This is a genomic window from Pseudomonas sp. R2-7-07 (genome assembly GCF_003852355.1).
In the GTDB taxonomy this organism is placed as follows: Bacteria; Pseudomonadota; Gammaproteobacteria; order Pseudomonadales; family Pseudomonadaceae; genus Aquipseudomonas.
The window spans coordinates 2,890,620-2,913,817 of record NZ_CP027759.1; the positions used below are offsets into that span (position 1 = coordinate 2,890,620).

The 23,198-nt window shown below is 62.0% G+C and carries 24 protein-coding genes; 12 read left to right on the forward strand and 12 right to left on the reverse strand.

All coding sequences use genetic code 11. The annotated features are described in order from the left end of the window. Positions 1-7 precede the first annotated feature (7 nt). The 5 genes from C4J86_RS13080 to C4J86_RS13100 form a co-directional block, all read right to left on the reverse strand. Complete coding sequence (locus C4J86_RS13080; RefSeq protein ID WP_124367043.1) at positions 8-1,357, reverse strand: sodium:proton antiporter; 1,350 nt, start codon at positions 1,355-1,357, stop codon at positions 8-10. 111 nt (positions 1,358-1,468) lie between these two features. Beyond that, on the reverse strand, positions 1,469-2,725 hold the full coding sequence (locus tag C4J86_RS13085) for an EAL domain-containing response regulator (protein WP_124370701.1): 1,257 nt from the start codon (positions 2,723-2,725) through the stop codon (positions 1,469-1,471). A gap of 9 nt (positions 2,726-2,734) precedes the next feature. After that, positions 2,735-3,118: a response regulator gene (locus C4J86_RS13090; protein WP_124362853.1), complete on the reverse strand. Its 384-nt coding sequence runs from the start codon at positions 3,116-3,118 to the stop codon at positions 2,735-2,737. Further along, positions 3,103-4,443 carry a HAMP domain-containing sensor histidine kinase gene (locus tag C4J86_RS13095; protein WP_124362854.1) on the reverse strand — a complete coding sequence of 447 codons (1,341 nt, stop codon included), beginning with the start codon at positions 4,441-4,443 and terminating at the stop codon, positions 3,103-3,105. The genes C4J86_RS13090 and C4J86_RS13095 overlap by 16 nt, the downstream gene beginning before the upstream one ends. 121 nt (positions 4,444-4,564) lie before the next feature. Beyond that, positions 4,565-4,759, reverse strand: coding sequence for a hypothetical protein (locus tag C4J86_RS13100; RefSeq protein ID WP_124370702.1), 195 nt, complete (start codon positions 4,757-4,759; stop codon positions 4,565-4,567). Between C4J86_RS13100 and C4J86_RS13105 the strand changes: the two genes are divergently transcribed. From C4J86_RS13105 to xylB, 5 genes are read left to right on the forward strand one after another with little or no spacing between them, the layout of a single operon-like run. Continuing rightward, entirely contained in the window at positions 4,758-6,290 is a 1,533-nt protein-coding gene (locus C4J86_RS13105; protein ID WP_124370703.1) for a sugar ABC transporter ATP-binding protein, read from the forward strand. The two genes, C4J86_RS13100 and C4J86_RS13105, sit on opposite strands and share 2 nt — an antisense overlap. Then, a complete protein-coding gene (locus tag C4J86_RS13110; protein ID WP_124367048.1) occupies positions 6,283-7,266 on the forward strand; it encodes a ribose ABC transporter permease in 984 nt (327 codons plus the stop codon). Before C4J86_RS13105 ends, C4J86_RS13110 begins: the two co-directional genes overlap by 8 nt. Positions 7,267-7,300: 34 nt before the next feature. Continuing rightward, positions 7,301-8,233 carry an ABC transporter substrate-binding protein gene (locus C4J86_RS13115; RefSeq protein WP_124370704.1) on the forward strand — a complete coding sequence of 311 codons (933 nt, stop codon included), beginning with the start codon at positions 7,301-7,303 and terminating at the stop codon, positions 8,231-8,233. Between the two features lie 21 nt (positions 8,234-8,254). Continuing rightward, entirely contained in the window at positions 8,255-9,247 is a 993-nt protein-coding gene (locus C4J86_RS13120; RefSeq protein WP_124370705.1) for a LacI family DNA-binding transcriptional regulator, read from the forward strand. 15 nt (positions 9,248-9,262) lie between these two features. Next, complete coding sequence (gene xylB, locus C4J86_RS13125; protein WP_124370706.1) at positions 9,263-10,723, forward strand: xylulokinase; 1,461 nt, start codon at positions 9,263-9,265, stop codon at positions 10,721-10,723. Positions 10,724-10,852: 129 nt separating this feature from the next. On the opposite strand, the gene C4J86_RS13130 is transcribed toward xylB, so the two are convergent. Beyond that, the gene (locus C4J86_RS13130) at positions 10,853-11,293 is read right to left on the reverse strand and encodes an Lrp/AsnC family transcriptional regulator (RefSeq protein ID WP_124362860.1); all 441 of its coding nucleotides are present in this window, start codon (positions 11,291-11,293) and stop codon (positions 10,853-10,855) included. Between the two features lie 109 nt (positions 11,294-11,402). Between C4J86_RS13130 and C4J86_RS13135 the strand changes: the two genes are divergently transcribed. Beyond that, a complete protein-coding gene (locus C4J86_RS13135) occupies positions 11,403-12,311 on the forward strand; it encodes a DMT family transporter (RefSeq protein WP_124370707.1) in 909 nt (302 codons plus the stop codon). 73 nt (positions 12,312-12,384) lie between these two features. On the opposite strand, the gene C4J86_RS13140 is transcribed toward C4J86_RS13135, so the two are convergent. From C4J86_RS13140 to C4J86_RS13150, 3 genes are all read right to left on the reverse strand, one after another. Next, positions 12,385-14,364: a U32 family peptidase gene (locus tag C4J86_RS13140; RefSeq protein ID WP_124370708.1), complete on the reverse strand. Its 1,980-nt coding sequence runs from the start codon at positions 14,362-14,364 to the stop codon at positions 12,385-12,387. A gap of 182 nt (positions 14,365-14,546) precedes the next feature. Further along, entirely contained in the window at positions 14,547-14,927 is a 381-nt protein-coding gene (locus C4J86_RS13145) for a RidA family protein (RefSeq protein ID WP_124370709.1), read from the reverse strand. 72 nt (positions 14,928-14,999) lie between these two features. After that, positions 15,000-15,869 (reverse strand): oxaloacetate decarboxylase, encoded by an 870-nt coding sequence (locus C4J86_RS13150; RefSeq protein ID WP_124362864.1) that lies wholly within the window; start codon positions 15,867-15,869, stop codon positions 15,000-15,002. Positions 15,870-16,159: 290 nt separating this feature from the next. Here C4J86_RS13150 and C4J86_RS13155 point away from each other — a divergent pair, with 290 nt between their 5' ends. The 3 genes from C4J86_RS13155 (at position 16,160) to C4J86_RS13165 (ending at position 19,531) form a co-directional block, all read left to right on the forward strand. After that, on the forward strand, positions 16,160-17,116 hold the full coding sequence (locus tag C4J86_RS13155; RefSeq protein ID WP_124370710.1) for an ABC transporter substrate-binding protein: 957 nt from the start codon (positions 16,160-16,162) through the stop codon (positions 17,114-17,116). 23 nt (positions 17,117-17,139) lie between these two features. Beyond that, positions 17,140-18,462: an LLM class flavin-dependent oxidoreductase gene (locus C4J86_RS13160; RefSeq protein ID WP_124370711.1), complete on the forward strand. Its 1,323-nt coding sequence runs from the start codon at positions 17,140-17,142 to the stop codon at positions 18,460-18,462. A gap of 136 nt (positions 18,463-18,598) precedes the next feature. Next, positions 18,599-19,531 (forward strand): cupin, encoded by a 933-nt coding sequence (locus tag C4J86_RS13165; protein WP_124370712.1) that lies wholly within the window; start codon positions 18,599-18,601, stop codon positions 19,529-19,531. 29 nt (positions 19,532-19,560) lie between these two features. Here C4J86_RS13165 and C4J86_RS13170 read toward each other — a convergent pair whose 3' ends face one another. Then, entirely contained in the window at positions 19,561-19,821 is a 261-nt protein-coding gene (locus tag C4J86_RS13170) for a metallothionein (RefSeq protein ID WP_177413159.1), read from the reverse strand. A 193-nt stretch (positions 19,822-20,014) separates the two neighbouring features. Here C4J86_RS13170 and C4J86_RS13175 point away from each other — a divergent pair, with 193 nt between their 5' ends. Continuing rightward, a complete protein-coding gene (locus C4J86_RS13175; RefSeq protein ID WP_124362868.1) occupies positions 20,015-20,245 on the forward strand; it encodes a DUF317 domain-containing protein in 231 nt (76 codons plus the stop codon). 22 nt (positions 20,246-20,267) lie between these two features. Here the strand turns inward: C4J86_RS13175 and C4J86_RS13180 are convergent, their stop codons facing one another. After that, positions 20,268-20,495, reverse strand: coding sequence for a hypothetical protein (locus C4J86_RS13180; protein ID WP_124367059.1), 228 nt, complete (start codon positions 20,493-20,495; stop codon positions 20,268-20,270). 310 nt (positions 20,496-20,805) lie between these two features. On the opposite strand from C4J86_RS13180, the gene C4J86_RS13185 reads away from it, so the two are divergent. After that, positions 20,806-21,423: a dTMP kinase gene (locus tag C4J86_RS13185; protein WP_124370713.1), complete on the forward strand. Its 618-nt coding sequence runs from the start codon at positions 20,806-20,808 to the stop codon at positions 21,421-21,423. A 145-nt stretch (positions 21,424-21,568) separates the two neighbouring features. Next, positions 21,569-22,780 (forward strand): cytochrome c biogenesis protein DipZ, encoded by a 1,212-nt coding sequence (locus tag C4J86_RS13190; protein ID WP_124370714.1) that lies wholly within the window; start codon positions 21,569-21,571, stop codon positions 22,778-22,780. A gap of 49 nt (positions 22,781-22,829) precedes the next feature. Here the strand turns inward: C4J86_RS13190 and C4J86_RS13195 are convergent, their stop codons facing one another. Then, entirely contained in the window at positions 22,830-23,078 is a 249-nt protein-coding gene (locus C4J86_RS13195) for a DUF6137 domain-containing protein (RefSeq protein ID WP_124370715.1), read from the reverse strand. Positions 23,079-23,198: the final 120 nt, after the last annotated feature.

Here is a 23,198-nt window from a genome sequence, read left to right on the forward strand (position 1 = left end):
CGTCTCTTCATTTTCCCATCGCTTGGCTGCGGCGCTCGTACCACGCCAGCATCGGCTGAGTGCTCAGGCCATGCACGACAATGCTCAAGGCGATCACCGATACCGTGAGGTCCACGGCTACCGCGCTGCTGGTGCCGATCAGGCCGTGATTGAGGGCATAGAACAGGTAGAAGATACTGCCGATCCCGCGAATGCCGAACCAGCCCATCAAGCCGCGTTGGCGAAGATCGATCAGGCGCCCCCAGGGCATCGCCAATACGCTCAGCGGCCGGATCACACAGAACAACAACGCCGCTATCGGCAGGGCGCGCCAATCCCAATGACTGGCCAGCACGATCCCCAGCACCGTCACCAGGAACACTTCCATCGAACGCTCCACCAGCCCGCCGAACGCCAGCATGTCGCCCATCATGACCCCGGCGGCAATTTGCGTGTCTTCCAGCGCGCTGACATCGCCGTGCAAGGCTTTTTCCGGCGCCACTTCCAGATGCCCGACCACGGGGCGGGCCAGGTGCTCGGACGGTGTCTGCGCTTTGCCGCTGGATTTGAATTCGGCCTGGCGCAACCCCAGCCCGGCAGCGAACACCGCCAGGAAGCCATAGCCACCCACGGCTTGCGCCGCCACGTAGGCCAAGGCAATCAGGGCCAGGGTCAGGTAATCGTTGGGCGACAGGGTGCTGTCGGCATTGGCGATGCGCATGCGCAAGGTCACACGCCCGATGCCCCGGCCCATCCAATAGCCAATCAACAAGCCGGCCGGCACCGCCCACAGCAGATTCTTCAGTACCCAGCCACCCAGCCAGTCACCGTCGAAGCCGCCGTGCTGCATGAACAGCAGCGCGAAAATCACAAAGGGAAAGGCCGTGCCATCGTTCAGCCCGGCTTCACCGGACAAGCCGAAACGCAACGGGTCATCGTCCTGGGCATTGTTGACCTGGACCAGGCCGGCCAGCACCGGGTCGGTCGGGGCGAGCATCGCGCCGACCAGCAATGACGCACCCCATGACAACCCCAACAGATAGTGCAACGCCAGGCACACGCCGAGGATGGTCAACAGCATCACCGGCCCGGCCATGCCGAAGGCGATACGCCAGGTGCGATGCTTGAGGGGCAGGCGCAGTTTCAAGCCGCTGACGAACAGTGAAAACAGCACCGCGACTTCGGTCAGGTGCTCCATCCAGCGGGCCGAGCCCTTGATGTCCAGGTGCAGCAGGTCCGCACCCAGTGGGCCGATGGCGACCCCCAGCAACAGGCACACCGCCGAGGTGGTCACCGGCATCCAGCGCAGATAGGAGGAGGTGAGGGCCAGTATCAGCAAAATAGCCCCGAGTACGGCCATCCATAAAATAAACGTCATCAAGCGTGCATCCGGCCGTGGTCTATGCAGGTTGGAGAGGCATGGCCGGATACAGGTTCAATGTGGTTTGACGCTTGCTGGCCGCAGTATCAAGAGCGCCGGAGTCAGCGATCAAGGCGCGGGGGCCAGGCGCTCCAGCAGCAGGCGCTCCAGGGTGGAAGCCGGCAACGGTCGGCTGAACAGGTAGCCCTGGATCTGGTCACACCCGGCCTCCTTCAAAAACGCCAGCTGATCCTGGGTTTCCACGCCTTCGGCCACCACCCGCAGGTTCAGGCTGTGGGCCAGTTCGATGATGGTGCGGGTGATGGCCGCATCCTGTGGGTTGGAGGTGACTTCGCGGATGAACGCGATGTCGATCTTCAAGGTGTCGATGGGGAAACGGCGCAGATACGCCAGGCTTGAATAGCCGGTGCCGAAGTCATCGATGGAGATTTTCACGCCCATGGCGCGCAGGCGCTGCAGGCTGGCGATGGTGCGTTGGGTGTTCTCCATCAGCGAGCTTTCGGTCAGTTCGACCTCCAGGTAATGGGCCTGAACCCCGGTCCTGGCCAGGGTATGGGCGATATCGGCAATCAGGTCGCCTTCGATCAATTGATGCCCCGAGACATTCACTGACACCTCCACAGCGCCGATAACGCCGCGTTGCCAGGTCGCGATCTGTCGGCACACGCTGTCGATCACCCAGCGCCCGACAATCACGATCAAGCCCATGCTCTCCAGTATGGGAATGAACACCGCCGGAGACACCGGCCCATAGCCTGGGCGCTCCCAGCGCAGCAAGGCTTCCAGGGCGCATATCTGGCCACCGGCCAACTCGATCTTGGGCTGGTAGTGCAGGGTGAAATCCTGTTGCTCAACCGCCAGGCGCAAGTCCTTTTCCAGGTCCTGGCGCGCCAGGTCGTGCACGCTCATGCCGGTGGTCTGATCGGTTTGCCGCTGCAGTTGCTGCTCGAGCAACAGGCTATGGTTTTTCAACTGGTCGCCACGGGCCTTGAGCCGCAGCAGGTTGCGCACCCGCAGCCATAACTCGACGCGCTCCACCGGCTTGCTGAGGAACTCCTCGGCGCCGGTTTCCAGGCCACTGACGCGGGCGCTGGACTCGCTCAGGGCCGAGAGCATGATGATCGGGATGCTGGCCGTGGTTTCATCACCCTTCAAGTGGCTGGCCACTTCGTAGCCGTCCATGCCCGGCATCATGATGTCCAGCAGGATCAGGTCCGGCGGCTGTTGCGCCACCAACAGCAGGGCTTCTTCACCGCTGGCGGCGCTCAGGGTCTGGTAGCCCTCATGCTGCAGCAGGGTTTCCAGCAGCTTGCGAACCTGGGGTTCGTCGTCAACGATCAACAGCGTGGCGGGTTGGCTGGCCATGGAGAGGGCTCATGTGAGGGGGTTGATAGTCTTTTGCAGCAAGCTGTCGATGACCTGGTACAGCTCTTTGTAGCGCAGCGGCTTGATGATGTAGGCATCGCAACCGGCCAGGCGGGTTTTTTCGCGGTCCTCCTTCATCGCCATCGCGGTCAGGGCGATCACCGGGATATGGGCGGTAATGGGGTCTTGCTTGAGCAGGGACGTGGCGGCCAGGCCGTCCATGCCCGGCAGTTGGATGTCCATCAGGATCAGGGCCGGTTGTTTTTCCCGGGCCAGGGTCAGGCCGATTTCGGCATCGGCGGCCCACAGCACCGTGTGCCCGGCGTTGATCAGCAGCAGGCGGGCCAGGCGCATGTTGGCCTCGTTGTCTTCGACGATCAGGATGTCGGCCATGACGCCTCCGGAGCACGATGCAATGGCAGCCACACTACGAAGCGCGCGCCCAGGCCCACGCGACTGGCCACAGCGACGCTGCCGCCGTGCAGGTCGGTCAGTTGCTTGACCATCGCCAGCCCCAGGCCCGTGCCTTCAAACTTGCGCGCCAGGCTGCTGTCGATCTGGCTGAAGGCCTTGAACAGCTTGCTCATGTCGTCTTCGGCGATACCGATGCCGGCGTCGCTCACGCTCAGTTCCAGAAACCGCTGGTGCGCGCTGGGCTGCAGGGCGAAGCCATGGGCCGGCCAGTCCCCCGGCACCTGGCCGACCTGGGCGCGGCTGACTTCGCGCACCGCCAGGGTCACGCGGCCGCCGTGTTCACTGAACTTCACCGCATTGGCCAGCAGGTTGTAGATGATCTGCTTGGTCTTACGCAGGTCCAGGGCCAGCACGCCGAAATCCGTCGCGCATTCGAGTTTCAACTCGATGCGCTGCAGCGCGGCCTTTTCCCGCACGATCAGCAAGCTGTTGGCCAGCAACCCATCGAGCGCCACGGCCTCCAGCTCCAGGTCCATCATCCCAGCCTCGACCTTGGACAGGTCGAGAATGTCGTTGATCAGCGACAGCAAATGCTGCCCGCTGGTGAAAATATCGCCGATGTATTCGCGCTGCACTTCGCTCATATCGCCCACCAGGCCATCCTTGAGCGCCTCGGAAAAGCCGATCACCGCGTTCAGCGGCGTGCGCAACTCGTGGGACATGGTCGCAAGGAACTCGGACTTCATGTGGCTGGCATGCTCCAGCTCCAGGTTCTTTTCTTCCAGCGCGCGCTCGAAGCCTTTGCGTTCGGCTTCCTCCTGCTTGCGTGCGGTGTTGTCGGTGCCGATCAGCAGGTAGCCGATGATGGTGTCATGACGGTTGCGCAAGGCGGTCACCGAAACCATGGCCGACAGGCGACTGCCGTCCTTGCGGATATAGGTCAGTTCGTAAATGTCTTCGATGCCGCGGGAAGCCTTGAACACCAGGGCTTCGAAACCCGGTGTGATCGGCGTGTCGAGTTCCAGGCTGAGGGCAGCGGCGCGGGTGATCAGTTCGGCAGGGTCGGAGATGTCGGCGGGGGTGATGCGGTTGAGCACATCGGCAGCGGCGTAACCGAGCATGCGTTCGGCGCCGACGTTGAAAATCTGGATCACGCCTTTTTCGTCAGTGGCGATGCTGGAGAAATACGCGCTGTTGAAGATCGCATCCTGCAGCGCACCGGTCTTGAGCAAGGTTTTCTGGCGTTTGAACTCAACGATCTTTTCAGCGCGTGATTGGGGCGGGTCGGGTAGAGGGGTGTCCATTGCCAAGCATTCCGTGAACTTCAGGCCTGCCATCGGCAAAACACGATGGCGTGGAGCATGCTCATTGACGATCGCGCGAACGCGACGCGCAGGAGATGCGTTCCTGGGACAATAGCAGAAATCATGGCGTTTTGATGGCTACGCCATCCATTTGACGCGTAAAAGCCGGCGCGGCAAGGCTTCGCGTATTTTTGGCTGGGTGAAACGTTTCATCAAGCAAATAAATGCGCACGCAAGCGCTTGCGTAAGCAAATGTATCTGGACTAGAGTCGGCACCACTCGACAACAAAAACAATAAATCCAGGAGCTCATCCATGAGCCTTGAACCCTTGCTTGAGATGCAGGGCATCAGCAAAACCTTCAACGGTTTGCGCGTGCTCAAAAGCGTCGGCCTGAAGGTCTACCCCGGGGAAATCCACGCCTTGATGGGGGAGAACGGCGCCGGCAAATCCACGCTGATGAAAATCCTCTCCGGCGCCTATCAGGCCGACCCCGGCGGCGAAATCCGCATCGATGGCCAGCCCGTCGCTACCTTCACGCCTGCTACCGCAAAAGCCCTCGGCATCGCCGTGATCTATCAGGAACTGAGCCTGTGCCCGAACCTGAGCGTGGCCGAGAACATCTACCTGGGCCGCGAGCTGCGGCGTGGCTGGACCATCGACCGCAAGGGCATGCAGGACGGCTGCGTCGAGGTGTTGCAACGCCTGGGCGCCGAGTTCAAACCCTCGACGCCGGTCAGCAGCCTGTCGATTGCCGAGCGCCAACTGGTGGAAATCGCCCGCGCCCTGCATGCCCACGCCCGGATCCTGGTGATGGACGAGCCGACCACGCCGCTGTCCTCCCGCGAGACCGACCGCCTGTTTGCGCTGATCAAACAACTGCGCGGCCAGGGCCTGGCGATCATCTACATCAGCCACCGCATGGCCGAGATCTACGAGTTGTCGGACCGGGTCTCGGTGCTGCGCGACGGCCAGTACATCGGCGAACTGAGCCGCGATGCGTTGTCGGCCGAAGTGCTGGTGAAAATGATGGTCGGCCGCGATCTCTCCGGCTTCTACAAGAAAGAACACGCCGCCTATAACCCTGGCAACGTGGTGATGCGCGTGCGTGACATGGCCGACGGCAAACGCGTGCGCCACTGCAGCTTCGACCTGCATGCCGGCGAAGTGCTGGGCATCGCCGGGCTGGTCGGGGCAGGGCGCACGGAGCTGGCGCGACTGATCTTCGCCGCCGACCCACGCACCAGCGGCACCCTCGAAGTGGTCGGCAAGCACGTGACCCAATTGCGCACCCCGGCCGATGCGATCCGCGCCGGCGTGGTGTACCTCACCGAAGACCGCAAGGCCCAGGGCCTGTTCCTCGACATGAGCGTGGCCGACAACATCAATGTGTGCGCCTGTGTGCCGGATGCCCACGCCGGCGGTGTGCTGGATCGCAGCCATGGCGCACAGCGCGCCAACGACGCGATCAAGGCGCTGTCGATCCGCGTGGCGTCGGGCAAGGTCAATGTGGGCGCGCTTTCCGGTGGCAACCAGCAAAAGGTGTTGCTGGCGCGTCTGCTGGAGGTCAAGCCCCATGTGCTGATCCTGGATGAGCCCACCCGTGGCGTGGACATCGGCTCCAAATCCGAGATCTACCGCATCATCAATCAATTGGCCCAGGCGGGTGTCGGCATCGTGGTGATCTCCAGCGAGCTGCCGGAAATCATCGGCACCTGCGACCGTGTGCTGGTCATGCGCGAAGGCCAGTTGGTGGCTGAAGTCGGCGGGGCCTCCGGTCACGTCATCTCCCAGGAACGTATTATCGACCTCGCCACCGGTGGCGATCAGGTGGTGGTCAATGGCTGAATCGAATATCGCAACAACAACGACGGGCAAGGCTGAACGCGTACGCGAGCTGATGCGCACGGTGGGCATGTTGCCGGTGCTGGTGCTGCTGCTGGTGGGCTTTGCCCTGGCCAGCGAAAACTTCCTGACGATGCAGAACCTGTCGATCATCACGCAGCAGGCCTCGGTCAATGTGGTGCTGGCGGCCGGCATGACGTTTGTGATTCTTACGGCGGGTATCGACCTGTCCGTCGGCGCGATCCTCGCGGCGTCGGCGGTGGTCGCCCTGCAGGCGTCGATGTCGCCGCAGTTCGGCATGTTCGGGATTGCCGCCGGTATCGGCTTCGGGCTGTTGCTGGGCCTGGTCAACGGCGGGTTGATCGCGTTCATGCGCCTGCCGCCGTTTATCGTCACCCTCGGCGCGCTGACCGCCATGCGCGGCCTGGCGCGCTTGCTGGCCGATGACAAAACCGTATTCAACCCGGACTTGCCGTTTGCCTTTATCGGCAACGACTCGATCCTCGGCGTGCCGTGGCTGGTCGTCATCGCCGTGGCCGTGGTGGCGCTGTCGTGGTTCATTCTGCGGCGCACGGTGATGGGTGTGCAGATCTACTCGGTGGGCGGCAACCCGGAAGCCGCGCGGCTGTCGGGGATCAAGGTGTGGAAAGTGCTGCTGTTCGTCTACGCGATGTCCGGCGCCCTGGCCGGGCTTGGCGCGGTGATGAGCGCCTCGCGCCTGTTCGCCGCCAATGGCTTGCAATTGGGCCAATCCTACGAACTGGATGCGATCGCGGCGGTGATCCTCGGCGGCACCAGTTTCACCGGTGGCGTCGGCACCATCGGCGGCACACTGATCGGCGCACTGATCATCGCGGTGCTCACCAATGGCCTGGTGCTGCTGGGGGTATCGGATATCTGGCAGTACATCATCAAGGGCATCGTGATCATCGGCGCGGTGGCGCTGGATCGCTATCGCCAGTCCGGCGCCCGAACCTGAGTTCACTCCTACAACAATCACAAGAGAGACCGCCATGAACGTCAAACGTATCTTCCCCGTCATTGCCTTGGCTGCCCTGATGTCCCAGGCCGTGCAGGCCCGCGAACTCAAGGCGCTGGGCATCAGCATGGGCTCGTTGGGCAACCCGTACTTCGTGACCCTGGCCGACGGCGCCACGGCGCAGGCCAAGGCACTCAACCCCAACGTCAAGGTGACGTCGGTGTCGGCTGACTATGATTTGAGCAAGCAGTTCTCGCAGATCGACAACTTCATTTCGTCCAAGGTCGACCTGATCCTGATCAATGCCGTCGACCCGTCCGCCATGGCCTCGGCGATCAAGAAAGCCCGCGACGCCGGGATTGTGGTGGTAGCGGTGGATGTGGACGCCAAGGGTGTGAACGCCACGGTGCAGACCGATAACGTCGAAGCCGGCAAGCTGGCCTGCCAGTACCTGGTGGACAAGCTCTCGGGCAAAGGCAATGTGATCATCCAGAACGGCCCGCAAGTCACCGCCGTGACCGACCGCGTCAAAGGCTGCAAGGCCGCCCTGGCCACCGCGCCGGATATCAAGCTGCTGTCCGACGACCAGGACGCCAAGGGCTCGCGCGAAGGCGGCCTGAACGCGATGCAGGGTTACCTGACACGCTTCCCGAAAATCGACGGCCTGTTCGCGATCAACGACCCGCAAGCCATCGGCAGCGACCTGGCGGCCAAGCAGCTCAAACGCAGCGGCATCATCATTACCTCGGTGGACGGCGCGCCGGATATCGAGAATGCGCTCAAGACCGACACGCAGATCCAGGCCTCCGCCAGCCAGGACCCATGGGCCATGGCCCAGACGGCGGTTAACGTCGGCAATGATCTGCTCAATGACAAGGCCCCGGCCGAAGCGGTGACCCTGCTCACGCCCAAACTCATCACCCGCGACAACGTCGGCAGCTACAGCGGCTGGTCGAGCAAGCACTGATTGACTCAAGGGGAGCGCGCCGTGGTCACCATGGACGACGTGGCAAGCAGGGCCGGCGTGTCGCCGTCGACCGTGTCCCACGTGTTGAACGGCACCCGCAAGGTCAGCCCGGCCACGGTGCAGGCGGTACAGCGTGCGATCCGGGAGCTGGGCTACATCCCCAACACCCTGGCGCGCGCGCTGGCCCGTTCCACCACCAACACCATTGGCGTAGCGATCTCGGCGCTGTCCAACCATTACTTCAGCGAGACGGTGCACGCGATTGAAACCGAGTGCGCCCGGCACGGCTACATGATGCTGTTTGTCGACACCCACGACGACCCGGAGCAGGAATTGCGCGTGGTCACCGCGCTGCATCACCGGCGGGTCGACGGGATTGTGCTGGCGCCGTCGAACGGCTCGCTGGCGCTGGACTACCTGCGCGCCAATGAGCTGCCTGCGGTGCTGGTGGATCGCATGATGAGCGAGCAGTTCGATCAGGTCGGGGTGGAGAATAGCCAGGCCACCCAGGCGTTGATCGAGCACCTGGTCGCCCACGGGCACCGGCGCATCGGCTTTATCGCCGGGCGTGCGGGCTTCAGCACCACCGATGAGCGGGTGGCGGGTTACCAGGCCGCGCTGCAGGCGGCGGGGCTGGCGTTCGATCCGCAATTGCTGGTCAACGGCGGCTCCAATACCGAGCCGGCCCGCCAGGCCACCCGGCAGTTGCTGAGCCTGGCCGAACCGCCGACCGCCATCATGGCCGGCAATAATCTGATGACCCTCGGCGCCATGCACGCCCTGCGTGATGCGCAGATCGAGGTGCCGGGGCAAATGGCGTTGGTCGGCTTCGATGATTTCGAATGGGCGGACTTTTTCGTGCCACGCCTGACCTTGATCGCCCAGCCGGTCCAGCAACTGGGCGCCCGCGCTGTCGAGCTGTTGCTGCAACGCATGGCAACCCCCACTGCACCCAAGCACAGCGTGCGCCTGGCGCCACGCCTGCAGGTGCGTAATTCCTGTGGCTGTGATTGATCGGACCCACCCCGTATGAACCGTCCTGTTTCCCTTGGTATAGACCTTGGCACCTCCGAACTCAAAGCCATCCTCATGGACCTCGACGGCAGCGTGCTGGCCCGCGCGGGCGTGCACTTGAGCGTGTCGCGCCGCCATGGCGGCTGGTCCGAGCAGGCGCCCGAAGACTGGTGGCAGGCCTGCCTGCAGGCACTGGACTCACTGCGCACCCATGAGGCGTTTGCCCGCGTGGCCTGTATCGGCCTGTCGGGGCAGATGCACGGCGCGGTATTGCTGGGGGCCGACAACCGCGTGTTGTACCCGGCAATCCTGTGGGACGACTCCCGCGCGGTTCGGCAGGCAGAACAACTGGGCACCGGCTATGCCGAGATCACCGGCAGCTTGCCGATGGCCGGGCTGACCGCGCCGAAACTACTCTGGCTGCAACAGCATGAGCCCGAGGTGTTCAAGGCGATTGATTGCGTGCTGTCGCCCAAGGATTACCTGCGCTTGCGCCTGTGCGGGGAGCGGATCAGCGAGATGTCGGACGCCGCCGGCACCCTGTGGCTGGATGTGGCGCGACGTGAGTGGTTTACCCCGATGCTGCACGCGACCGGCCTGACGCCTGCGCAGATGCCCAGGCTGGTGGAGGGCGGTGCCGCCAGTGCTTGTGTCACAGCCGCAGGCTTGGGCTTGTCGCCGCAGGTGGTGATCGCCGGGGGCGGCGGCGATAACCCGGTAGCGGCCGTCGGGATCGGCGCTATCGACGCCGGTGACGGGTTTATCACCCTGGGCACCAGCGCGGCGATTGTCGCGATTACCGCGCACGCCGCCGGCAACCCGGCCAGTGCGGTGCACAGCTTCTGCCATGCGCTGCCCGAGCGCTGGTACACCATGGGCGCCATGCTGGCCGGCGCCAGTTGCTTGCGCTGGGTAACGCGCCTGACGGGCATGGCGGATGAACAAACGCTGTTGGACCAGGTGCAGGCGCAACTGCCAATCGAACACGCGGTGCCGCTGTCCACCCCGTTGTTTCTGCCGTACCTGGCGGGTGAGCGCACGCCGCATAACGACCCCTTGCTGCGCGGCGGTTTCATGGGGCTTGGCCATGACTGCACACCGGCGATGCTCGGCTATGCGGTGATGGAAGGCGTGGGTTTTGGCTTGCTCGACGCCTGGCGCGCGGTGCAGTCGACCGGGGCTGAGGTCAAATCCTTCGCGCTCGTCGGCGGAGGGGCGCGCAGTGAGTATTGGGCGCAGCTGCTGGCGAACATTCTGCAGCGGGAGGTTTTTACCCTGCATGGCAGCGAACTGAGCGCGTGCATCGGGGCGGCGAAATTGGGGTTCATGGCCATCGGGGAGGGCGCTGATTTGCTGGCGGCGGGGATGCCGGTGAAGGCGCGGTATGTACCTGATGAGGGGGTGCAGCCGGTGTTGGCGGCGCGGTATGGCAAATTCCGGGGGTTGCTCGCTGCAGCGAAAGCGCTCCAGGATTAAATCGACGGCTGGAGCAGTCTAGTGTGGGAGGGGGCTTGCTCCCGATAGCGGAGTGTCAGTCAGCGCATCTGAAACTGACACTCCGCTATCGGGAGCAAGCCCCCTCCCACATGTTTGTGCAGTGCACTTTCAGTCAGTCAGCGGCGGCAAGCGCCGTTTCACCGGGGTTTTCTTGACGATGGCAGTGTTGGTTTCGGCATACCCATTAATCCGGTCGAGCAGGCTGTCCAGGTGGTCCATGGTGCGCACATGCAGGCGGGCGATGAAGCAGTCTTCGCCGGTGACTTTGTCGCATTCGGTGAATTCGGGGATTGCCTGAATCTGCCGTTCCACTTCCTGCAACTTGCCGGGCAGGGGGCGGATGCGCACGATGGCTTGCAGCAGGTAGCCAAAATGCTTGGGATCAATATCGACGGTGTAGTGGGTCAGCACGCCGCGCTCCTCCAGGCGCCGCAAGCGCTCGCCGACGCTCGGCGAAGACAGCCCGGTGATGCCTGCCAGGGCTTTGAGGGACAGACGCGAGTCATCCATCAAGGCGGCGATCAGTTGCTGGTCGATGGTGTCAATCATGCTGTTCGCCTAATAAGAAAAGGTGATTTGAGGTTTTGGCCTTTTTTAGTCACTGGAGCGGCTGTCGGGCAGCTTGCCATAATTGAGCCTCACTTGAGGAGCATCAATCATGGATACAGCTGTCCGTCGCGGAACCTGGGAAATGATCGCCGCCATGCTGATCTCCGGCACCATCGGCTGGTTTGTGCTGGTGTCGGGCGTATCGGTGATCGAAGTGGTGTTCTGGCGCTGTGTGATCGGCGCGCTGGCGCTGCTGCTGGTGTGCGCATGGCTCGGCTACCTGAAGCTGGACTTGCTCAGTTGGGCCAGGTTCGGGCTGGCGGTACTCAGCGGTGTGGCCATCGTCGGCAACTGGCTGCTGCTGTTCGAATCCTACTCGCGGGCGTCAATCGCCATCAGTACGGCGGTGTACAACGTGCAACCGTTTCTATTGGTGATGCTGGCGGCGCTGTTTCTCGGTGAGAAAATCACCCTGCAGAAGATGGCTTGGCTGAGCGTGGCGTTCCTGGGCATGCTGGCCATCGTCACGGCCCATGGTGAACAACCGGCTGGCGAGGACTATTTGACCGGCATCGCGCTGGCCCTGGGCGCGGCGTTGTTGTACGCGATTGCAGCGCTGATCATCAAGCAGCTCAAGCAAGTGCCGCCGCATTTGATGGCGTTGATCCAGGTGACTACCGGCGCGGTGTTGCTGGCGCCGCTGGTGCCTTGGGACCGCTTGCCCACGTCGACTGATGCCTGGGCGGCACTCGCCACCCTCGGCCTGGTGCACACCGGGTTGATGTATGTGTTGTTGTACGGGGCGATACAGAAGCTGCCGACTGCGATGACCGGCGCCTTGTCGTTCATCTACCCGATTGCGGCGATTTTCGTCGACTGGATCGCCTTCGGACATCGCCTGGGGTGGCTGCAATGGTTGGGCGTGGCGGCGATTCTGCTGGCGGCGGCGGGGTTGCAGCGGGGCTGGTGGTGGCCCCGTAGCTTCGGTAGGAGCGAGCTTGCTCGCGAAGAACGCTAACGATAACGCAGCTCATCGGGTTAACACGCGGCGTTCTCAGGTTTTTCGCGAGCAAGCTCGCTCCTACAGAGGGTCAGTGTGTGCCCTGGAAAATGATGTTTTCCGGATTGAAATGCTCCACCGCGCTGCCGGGCTGCGGCAAGCCAAGGATATGCCCCTTGATCTTGCCGACCACGTGCATTTCGCACGGTTTGCAGTCGAACTTCAGCGTCAGCACTTCATCGCCATGGATCAACTGCATCGGCGCCACCTTGGTCTTCACCCCCGTCACACCCTTGGCCTGTTTAGGGCACAGGTTGAACGAGAAACGCAGGCAGTGCTTGGTGATCATCACCGGTACTTCGCCGGTTTCTTCGTGGGCCTCGAAGGCGGCATCGATCAGCTTCACACCGTGACGGTGGTAAAAGTCGCGGGCCTTCTGGTTGTAGACGTTGGCCAGGAACGACAGGTGCGCGTCCGGGTACACCGGCGGCGGCGTGGTCTCGGCCTTGCGTGCGCCCCGTGGATGCGCAGCGATGCGAGCGGCGGTCAGGGCTTCGATCACTTCACGGCGTAGCGCCTTGAGCTGCGAGTTGGGAATGAAGAACGCATGCGGCGCGTCCAGCTCGATGCGGGTGGCGTGGTACTCGGTAGTACCGAGCTGGCCCAGCAGGTCGCGCAGGGTGTCCAGGGCCTGTTCCGGCTTGTTGGCCACGCCAAACGGGCCGGGCAGGGTGACGCTGGCGCTGATGCCTTCTTCGCTGGTGGCGGTGATTTGCAACTGTTCTTCACGCAGGCGCGCCACCCAAGCCAGGCCGATACGACGCTCGGCCGAGGTCTTGAGCAGCGCCTGTTGCCAGTTATGGTCCAGATTGCGGTTCAACGGGTGATTCGGGCGCAGCTGGTGCAGGCCCGCCGGCATTTCGTTCGGTTCGACGCGGTAGCGGTAGCGCTTCTCGCCGTCTTCCTCGAATTCGCCCTTGGGCTCGGCGATGTTGGCGCGGAACCCCACCACTTCACGCTTGACCAGTACATTGAGGCCGTCGCCGTTGGACAGCGGCTCATGGGTGACCACCTGCAAGTCGCGCTTGCCGGCTTTTTCCACCACACCCACCGGCAGGCCGGTGAAGGTCGGGGTGTCGAAAGCGCCAATATCGATCTTGCGGTCGCTGACAAAGTAGTCGGTACTGCCACGGTGGAAGGTTTTTTCCGGGTCGGGCAGGAAGAAGTGCGCGGTACGCCCGCTGGACGCGCGGGCCAGGTCCGGGCGGTCTTCAAGCACGTCATCTAGGCGCTGGCGGTAATAGGCGGTGATGTTCTTCACGTAGCCCATGTCCTTGTAGCGGCCTTCAATCTTGAACGAACGCACGCCGGCTTCGACCAACGCGCGAATGTTGGCGCTCTGGTTATTGTCTTTCATCGACAGCAGGTGCTTTTCAAAGGCGACGACGCGGCCCTGATCATCTTTGAGGGTATACGGCAGGCGACACGCCTGGGAGCAATCGCCACGGTTGGCGCTGCGGCCGTTCTGTGCGTGGGAGATATTGCACTGCCCGGAGAACGCCACGCATAAGGCGCCATGGATGAAGAACTCGATGGCGGCATCGGTCTCGTCGGCGATGGCGCGGATCTCTTGCAGGTTCAGCTCGCGCGCCAGTACCAACTGGGAGAAACCGGCCTGGTCGAGAAACTTGGCACGGCCCAGGGTGCGGATATCGGTCTGGGTGCTGGCGTGCAGCTCGATGGGCGGAATATCCAGCTCCATCACGCCCAGGTCTTGCACGATCAAGGCATCGACACCGGCGTCGTAGAGCTGGTGGATCAACTTGCGCGCCGGCTCCAGCTCGTTGTCATGCAGGATGGTGTTGATGGTGGTGAAGACGCGAGCGTGGTAACGGCGGGCGAATTCCACCAGTTGAGCGATATCACTCACCTCATTACAGGCATTGTGACGGGCGCCGAAGCTCGGCCCGCCGATATAAATGGCGTCGGCGCCATGCAGGATAGCCTCGCGTGCGATGGCCACATCGCGGGCAGGGCTGAGCAATTCCAGGTGATGCTTGGGCAAGGACATAGTTTTTTTAGTCAGGCTTGTCACGGTCGAGGCGGGCATTGTAGCTGCGAAAAGTCTTACCGGCATCTACCACAGGGCTGTCGGGCTCATGGACCTGCCGCTGATGGCGGTGGGTCAGTCACACATGCATTTGTTGAGACGGCCTCATCGGGGGCAAGCCCCCTCCCACAGTTTTGACCCAGTCAGGCCTTGGCAGCCATTGCCATTACTTCAACACGCATACCTTCTACAGCCAACGCGGCAACACCCACCGCCGCCCGTACCGGCCATGGCTTGGCGAAAAAGCGTTTGTAGACTTCGTTGAACGCGGCGCGGTCGGCCATGTCGGTCAGGTAGATGGTCAGGTGCATCACCCGGTCCATGGAGCTGCCGGCTTTTTCCAGCGCGACTTTCAGCGCTTGCAGGGTGCATTCGCTTTGCAGCGTGATATCGCCCAGCTCCAGGCTGCCGTCGGCGCGGGTTGGAATCTGGGTGGAGACCAGGATGCCGTTGAAGCCGATCACGTCGGAAGAGATCGAATCGGCATCCGGGTCGGGTGTGAAGGTCAGGTCGTGGTTGGCCATGGGCGCCTCATGTTGGCAGGAACGAAAAGGCGCCATGGTCCCTGAAAAAACCACCAGGGGCAAACCAGGGGTTTACTCTTTCACGTCCATGAACTCCTCAGCCCACGCCACATAGCTTTCCGGCAATGTATAGGTGTGGGTCAGTTCGGTCGCACTGAGGTTCGAGGTGCTGTGGGTCAACTGCCGTTGCGCGCGCAGGCTGTCGTAAGTGGCCTTGATCGCGGCAAAGTAGGCGCCATGCCCGGCCACCACGATGCGCACGCCCAGGCTCGCCAGGCGCTCGCTGTCGTGCAGTTGGGGGTTGCCGTAGGTCACCAGCATCAGCGGCACTGTGAGGTTTTCGGCGATTTTCTCCAGGTGGTCGAAGTCTTTGACGCCGACCATGCAGATGCCATCGGCGCCGGCCTTTTCATAGGCCTGGGTGCGCGCAATCACGTCTTCGGTGGGCAATACGCCGGCGTTGGTGCGCGCGATGATCGACAGTTCAGGATCGACACGCGCCTCCAGAGCCGCCTTGACCTTGCCGATGCCTTCTTCGACGGAGATCAGGTCCGTGGATTTACGCCCGAATTGTGCAGGCAGCAGGGTGTCTTCAATGGTCAGCGCCGCGACGCCAGCGCGTTCCAGCTCTTCAACCGTACGCATCACGTTCAGGGCATTGCCGTAGCCGTGGTCGGCGTCTGCAATGAACGGCAACTGTGCGACGCGGCCGATGCGGGTGGCCTGTTCGACGAACTCACTCAGGGTAATCAACGCGAAATCGGGTGCCGCCAGTACCTGCAGGGAGGCGACGGAGCCGCCGAGAATACCCACCTCAAAACCCAGGTCGGCCGCGATACGGGCGGACATGGGGTCGAAAACCGAGGCGGTTTCAACACAAATGGGCGTGGCAAGCAGTTCGCGGAAGTGACGGCGCAGCGCTGAGTGAGAAATCTTGGGCATGTTCTTTCCTGGCTTTGGTCATCGTCAAGTGACGATCAATGTCTATTCGTGGTGGCGTGAGATTACCACGCAGACGGGCAGGGGTTGATGACGTTTGAATGCGCAAGAGGCGTCTTGCGCGGCGATGCGCGAATAAAATGCAATATGTGCATTTTTAGTGAATTACGTTATGCAATATAAATATTTTACATGTCTTTCTTATAACCTCATCGTAATGCCCCTTACGACTATCGCCGAGACCGCACGCGCGGATCGACTTGACGTGCCTCCCATGGCATCTGGAGACGAACGTGCGTTACCTGTCAAAACTGGCGACCGGCATGGCCGCCGCATTGATCTGCCTCACCGCCCATGCGCAAACGCTGGTAGTGGGCGATCAAAGCTATAACGCCCAAGCCGCGATGGAAGCGGCGGGGGTGCTTGAGGATCTTCCCTACACCCTTGAATGGAAGCAGTTCACGGCCGGATCGCCGGTGGCCGAAGCGCTCAACGTCGGCAGCCTGGATATCGGTCTGCTCGGCGACGCGCCGGTGTTGTTCCTGGGCGCATTGGGCGCGCCGATCAAGGTGATTGCCATCAGCCGGCAAAACCTGGCGGGCGTGGCGATTCTGGTCAAGCAGGATTCGCCGATCCACAGCCTCGCGGACCTGGCGGGCAAACGTGCAGCCATCTGGAAAGGTTCCTGGAGCCAGCAACTGCTGCTGAGCGCACTGGATAACGCCGGCGTTGCCCGCGACGCGCTGCAGTTGCGTTACCTCAGCGCACTGGATGCGTCCCATGCGCTCGAAGGCGGCTCGGTCGATGTCATCGCCACCTGGGAGCCTTATGTGACCCAGCAGGAACGCCAAGGTGCACGGGTACTCGCGACGGCCGAGGGGTTGATTCCCGCCCAGAGTTTTATCGCCGCCAACGCCAAGGCGGTCGACGAAAAACGCGCGCCCATCAACGACTTTCTCCAGCGCCTGAAAAAAGCCCGTGACTGGGCACGCCAGAGCCCGGCCAACACCAACGCCTACGCTGACGCATGGGCCAAACGCACCCGCGCCGACGCTGAAATCGCCCGCGCCTGGTTTGCCCGGGCACGCACCACGGTCGAACCGCTCACCGCCCAGGCACCGGTCGAGGCGCAAAAGACCGTGGACTTCTTCGCCAGCGAAGGGCTGATCAAGGCTTACCCGGCCGCCAGCCTGTTCGACCCGTCATTCACTGCGGCTTTGCAGCCCGCCGTCGCCCAGGCACAGCCCTGAATACGCCAAGGAATCTCTCTGACATGACCCAACGACAGCTCAAACTGGGCGCCTTGACCATGGGTTGCGGTGGGCCAGGCCGCCACAACCTGTGGCTCGACCCGCAATTGCCGGCCGACGCCAGCGTGAACATCGACTGGTACATCGATATCGCGCGCCAGGCCGAGGCGGCGTTGTTCGACTTGATCTTTATCGTCGACAGCCAATTCATCACGCCAGGCTCGCCTTCCCATTACCTCAATCGCCTGGAACCGCTGACGCTGTTGTCGGCGCTGGCCGTGAGCACGCGGCATATCGGCCTGGTCGGTACGCTGACCACCTCCTACAACGCGCCGTATAACGTTGCGCGGCGCCTGGCTTCCCTGGACCTGATCAGTAAAGGCCGCGCCGGCTGGAACGTGGTGACCAGCGGCGATGCCGGTACCGCCGGCAATTACAGCCTTGATGAGCATTATGACTACACCACGCGCTACAGCCGCGCCGCCGAACACGTCCAGGTGGTGCAGGGGCTGTGGAACTCCTATGAGGACGACGCCTTCGTGCGCGACCGCGCCACCGGCCAGTTTCTCGATCCGAGCAAGCTGCATAGCCTGAATCACCAAGGCGAGCACTTTGCGGTGGTCGGCCCGCTGAACATCCAGCGCTCACCCCAGGGGCAGCCGGTGATCTTCCAGGCCGGGGATTCCGAGCAAGGCCGCGACCTGGGCGCCGCCACCGCCGACGTCATCTTCACCCATGCCGCCAGCATCGAGCAGGGCCAGGCGTTTTACCGGAATATCAAAGACAGGGCGCTGCAACGCGGGCGCGATCCGGAGCAGTTATTGATCATGCCCGGCGCGGAAATCTATGTGGGCGACACCGATGCCCACGCCCGCGAAATCGAGCAGCATTATCATCAGGTCGACCATAGTTTTGCGCTTGCGCTGAAAGAATTCGGGCGTAATTTCGGCTGGCACGACTTCAGCCAGTACGACCTGGATGCGCCATTTCCTCAAGAAAGCCTGGAGGCTGCGCGCAGCAGCTTTTTCACTGCGGCCAAACGCATCGCCGATCAGGCCCGCGAGAAGGGTTTCAGCCTGCGCCAGGCCGTAGAATTTGGCCGCCAACTGCGTCCAGGGGCCTTCACCGGCACGGCTGACACGGTGGCGCAAAAAATGGCGGATTGGCTGCACGCCCGCGCCGTGGATGGTTTCAACATCTACATCGGGCACCCGGAGCAGTTCACTCGCTTTACCCGAGAAGTCATACCGTTGCTGCAGGAACGCGGTGTTTACCGGACCGCGTATGAAGGGAGTACGTTACGCGAGCGCCTGGGGCTGGAAATTTCGCAGTTTGCGCGGCGTTAAGCCGCTGCCCTCGTTTGACCTGACTGCCGTGCGGATCAAGGGATGCATCCGCCGGCGTGCTATGCCTATAGTTCACTCACCCCCACAGCGCACTCAACGGCGCTGTGCAAACCAGCCGAAGACTGAGGTGAGCCTGATGAACCGTGAATTCAGCCGCGCATTGTCCGATCCCCACCAAGTGGACGCCGAGTACTTCGAGTACAGCAAGGCCGCCAACCCCATCAGTGCCAATCTCATACCGCGCATTCCCTACCACAGTTTTCCTGCCGCGCTGTATGACAGCGGCCCTTCACGCGTCGTGCCGCTGGACCTCAGCGACGCCCTGGGCTGCGAAGGCCCGGCCACAGGTCCCGGATTGTGCGCCAACTTTATGCGACTCAACCGTGGCGACACGCTGACCGTGCAACCCAACGCGACCTCCCAGGTGTTCTACGTGATCGCCGGGGAGGGCAGCGTGGTGCAGGCCGAGCATGAGATCCAATGGTCCGAAGGCTGCTTTATCGCGCTGCCGGGTTTGCAGGCGGCGCACTTCGGTGCCAGCGCGGATGCGCGCCTTTACTACGTGCACGATGAACCGTTGCTGCGCTACCTCGGGGTGGTACCCAGTGCAGATCGCTTCACACCAACGCTGTACCCCGCAGCGCTGGCCAACGCCAAGCTGCGCGAAGCGGCGGATGACCCGCGTGCCCAGGACCGCAGCCGCATCAGTATCCTGCTGGGCAATCGCAACTTTCCCCAAACGCGCACCGTTACCCACGTACTGTGGGCGATGTACGGCATTCTGCCGGCCGGATCGGTGCAAAAGCCCCACCGGCACCAGTCGATTGCCTTGGATTTCATCATTGACTGCCCGCCAGGCTGCTACTCCCTGGTCGGCACCGAGTTGGACACGGATGGGCAGATCCGCAATCCGGTAAGGGTCGACTGGTCGCCCGGCCTGGCGTTCGTGACGCCGCCTGGGTATTGGCATGCGCACTTCAATGAATCCGACACCGAGGCGTTCCTGATCCCGATCCAGGACGCGGGGCTGCAAACCTACCTGCGTGCGTTGGATATTCGGTTCAGTTGATAAAGCAACGCCCCATGTGGATCGCACGATCAGGGTGAAATAGGATCGCTCGCCGGGAAGGTTTCTTCGATGGCCTCGTCAAGCTGGCTATCGCTGACAGCGCGGTCCTGCACCTTTACATGCGACTCGCAATGGCATTCGGCACTGGGGCATGCCTGACCGCGTGGGTGCAGGTCGGCGCAGGCCAGGCTGCAAAAGGCTTTACCGTCGCGTTCATAGCGTGCGGCAGCGGTCACCTGGCAACTGCAGCCTGGGCAGGCGCATGGCAAATTCGGGGTGGCGTGGTTCATGAGTCCTCCAATTGTCAGTCATGGTTGAAGCGTCCACACCTAGTTTGATAAGCCGAAATCCAAGAGTTTAAAAAAAACAGGGTAGGGGTGACGAGCGGCGGGTGTGCGTGTGTGAGACAAGAAAACGAACCCTGCGCTGCCTCGTGCGTCTATGGTGATAACAACGATCACACAGACACGAGGAGGTTTACCCATGAATGATTACCCAGCGGGCGACACCGATTCAGAAGCGCGCAACCGTTCGATCGGTAATGCCATAGGCCTGGCCGCCGATGAAGTCGAGTTGTGGGTGGCTTCGGTGGAAGAAGACGGCAGCGGCATGGGCTATGTGCTGACGTTTTCCGCGGACACGCCCAGCGAAATCCTCGCCAAGGTCGAGGGGCTGGGCGCTGACCGCACGATCAATATCGGTCCGATCGATTGAATCCTGCGAGTTCAGGGGCCATTTACGGCTGCTGATAATGGCCCGGAATGTCGTGACCTTCGTCGGCCGGCTTAGTGCGTTTTTGCACTTGCACGTCGCTCAACCGCGCATCCTTGAGCTCTGCAAAGCGCTGCCTGAGCAGGGACTGAGCCAGTTGCGGGTCCAGCTCATCGCCATCGTACTCGAGCGAGCGGCTCTGCGGCTGGTTGTCGAGGATGAAGCTGACGAGGTAGTGCGGTTTGTCGAACATGACTGTTCCTCCGTTACACTTAAGAGTGATACCCGGGCAGGCCTGATGCCAGTCAGTTACGTGTAGGAGCGAGCTTGCTCGCGAAAAACGTCCAGGCTACGCGTTCATTCTGGATAAACGCGGGGGCCTGAGTTCTTCGCGAGCAAGCTCGCTCCCTACAAAAAGCCCTTAACTGACTGGCATTAGGGCAGGGGCTATTCGTTTGATGATGGGACGGCGCGGTGATTCAGAAAAAGTTAAGCATTCCTTCTGGCTTGACTGGCCCCGCGAACAACTCCCCCAACACGATGTCCGCCGTGGAGCAGGTCAAATGATTCGCCCGCTGTTCATTTCGCTGGACGGGCCCAAGGGCACCGGCAAGACCACGCTGCTGGAGGCTGTTACGTCAGCATTGAGGGCAGACGGCAAAAAGGTGATCCGACTGTGCGAAAAAAAGAGCGATCCCCATCGGGGTGAAACCATGGCGCTGGTCAACCAGCTCGTCAGAAATCCCAGCCCGGCGCTGGAGCTGGCGGTGTGTGAGCGGTTTGCTGACAGCCGTGGCTGGATTTCCCGGCATGTACTGCCCAAACAGCCTTCTGACAGCATCATCCTGATTGACCGCTGGTACCCGTCTGACGCGGCGTTTCGGCGCCTGATGCCGTTCGCAGAAATTCTAAAGCTGAACATGGAGCGTGGTGTGCAGATTCCAGACCTGCATGTAGGGGTAGTCACCGACGCTGAAACGTCATGGGCGAGGGCGGCGGCACGAACACGTGGGCTGGGCAGTACGGTGCTGCACTCCCTGGAAGAACAGGTGGCCTGCACGCTGGGCTTCGAACGAGCGGTTGCCGATCACGGTTGGGTGCTATGCCGTAACGAAGGATCGATCGAGGACGCCACGGCGCAGGTGGTTGCTGAGATCTATGGCGTGCTGAGTGGGCGCTAGCAGTTCCGTATCGCACTGTATCTACAGGCCCTGCGGATACTTGCGGATTCAATAGACCGCTTTACCGACATATCCGCGATACCTGCAGGCGATTCAATTGGCGCCAGCGAGGGACACCCCCTCGGCCAATTGAGCAGGTAGCGCCATGTTCTTGATCGCCTTTCTCGGCGGCATCGTCACGGTACTCAGCCCGTGCATTCTTCCCGTCGTGCCGTTTTTATTCGCCCGTGCCAATCGCTCGCCAGCGTCGGTGGTGTGGACACTGCTTGGCCTGGCGCTGACCTTTGCCCTCGTGTCCAGCCTCGCCGTGGTCAGCAGTGACTGGGTGGTGACGGCCAACGGTATCGGTCGCCAGCTCGCGCTGGTGGTGCTGGTAGTGTTCGCCCTGTCGTTACTCTCCGCCAAAGTCGGCAGCGGGCTGATGCGCCCGTTGACGGCACTGGGTAATCGCCTCGATCCCGCCACGCGCAGATTGTCGGGGCCCGGCGCATCGCTGCTGATCGGGGTCGCAACCGGCTTGCTCTGGGCACCCTGCGCGGGGCCCATCCTCGGGGTCATCCTGACCGGCGCAATGCTTCAAGGCCCGAATGCGCACACCAGCCTGCTGCTGTTGGCCTACGGCTTGGGCAGTGCCGTCTCCTTGGGCGTGCTGATCTTCGCGGGCCGAGGCCTGGTGTCTCGGTTGAAGTTGTCGCTGCCCGTGATTGCCTGGCTGCGGCGCGGCACAGGGCTGGCCGCGCTGGTGGTTGCGGGGGTGATCGCCAATGGCTCACAAAGCCAACTGCTTGCCGGCACTTCATCCCAGGGCGCTGCCAGGCTGGAGCAGTCGCTGCTGAGCGGTGTGCCCAAAGTCACTGATTACCTGGTGGACAGCGTCAAGGCCGCGACCACACCTGACCTGAGTGCTAAGGGTGAAATGCCGTCCCTGTCGGGCGCCGTCCAGTGGTTGAATTCACCGGAACTGAGCAAGGAGGCCTTGCGGGGCAAGGTGGTGTTGGTGGACTTCTGGACGTTCGACTGCATCAATTGCCAGCGCAGCATTCCGTATGTGAACGAGTGGGCACGCAAATACGAGAAGGAGGGGCTGGTTGTCATCGGCGTGCACACCCCGGAGTATCCCTTTGAAAGGGTGATAGACAACGTGCGCAAAAACGTAGCGAAGCTGGACCTCAACTACCCGATCGCGATCGACAATAACTATGCGATCTGGCGCGCATTCGACAATCAATACTGGCCCGCACACTACCTCGTCGACGCCGAAGGCAAGATCCGTTACACCCACTTCGGCGAAGGCGGCTATGACACTCAGGAAAAAGTGATCCAGCAGTTGCTGGCGGAGGCTAAGAACAAGGGGTGATCACCGGGCGCCCGCGCACGCGACGGAGCGGTGTGCTATGGCAAGACGGTCAGATGACGATGTTATGTGTAACCCTTGCGTGCAGCATATGCATTAACTTCTCGATGGAGAACGATCGTTCGATCGAGGTCAACATACCGGTCTGGATGTCGAGCGTTGCTTCGAGCCGACTGAAGACCTGCTCCCAGTCGCGTGTATTCAATTCAACCCAGTCGAGGGCCGTAACCTCTTTAGGGGCCGCGCCGGTAACATTGCAGATCGTGTGAATGATGAGTTGGCGAATGAAGTAAGGAGTCATGAGCGTAGCCACTTTATGATGATATTTGGTTTGAAAAATAACACTATTTGGTAAAAGTTAAATTAACTAGGCAGAGAGATCTAGTTGGAGAATGGCAAGTTTTATTTTATGTAGGATGGC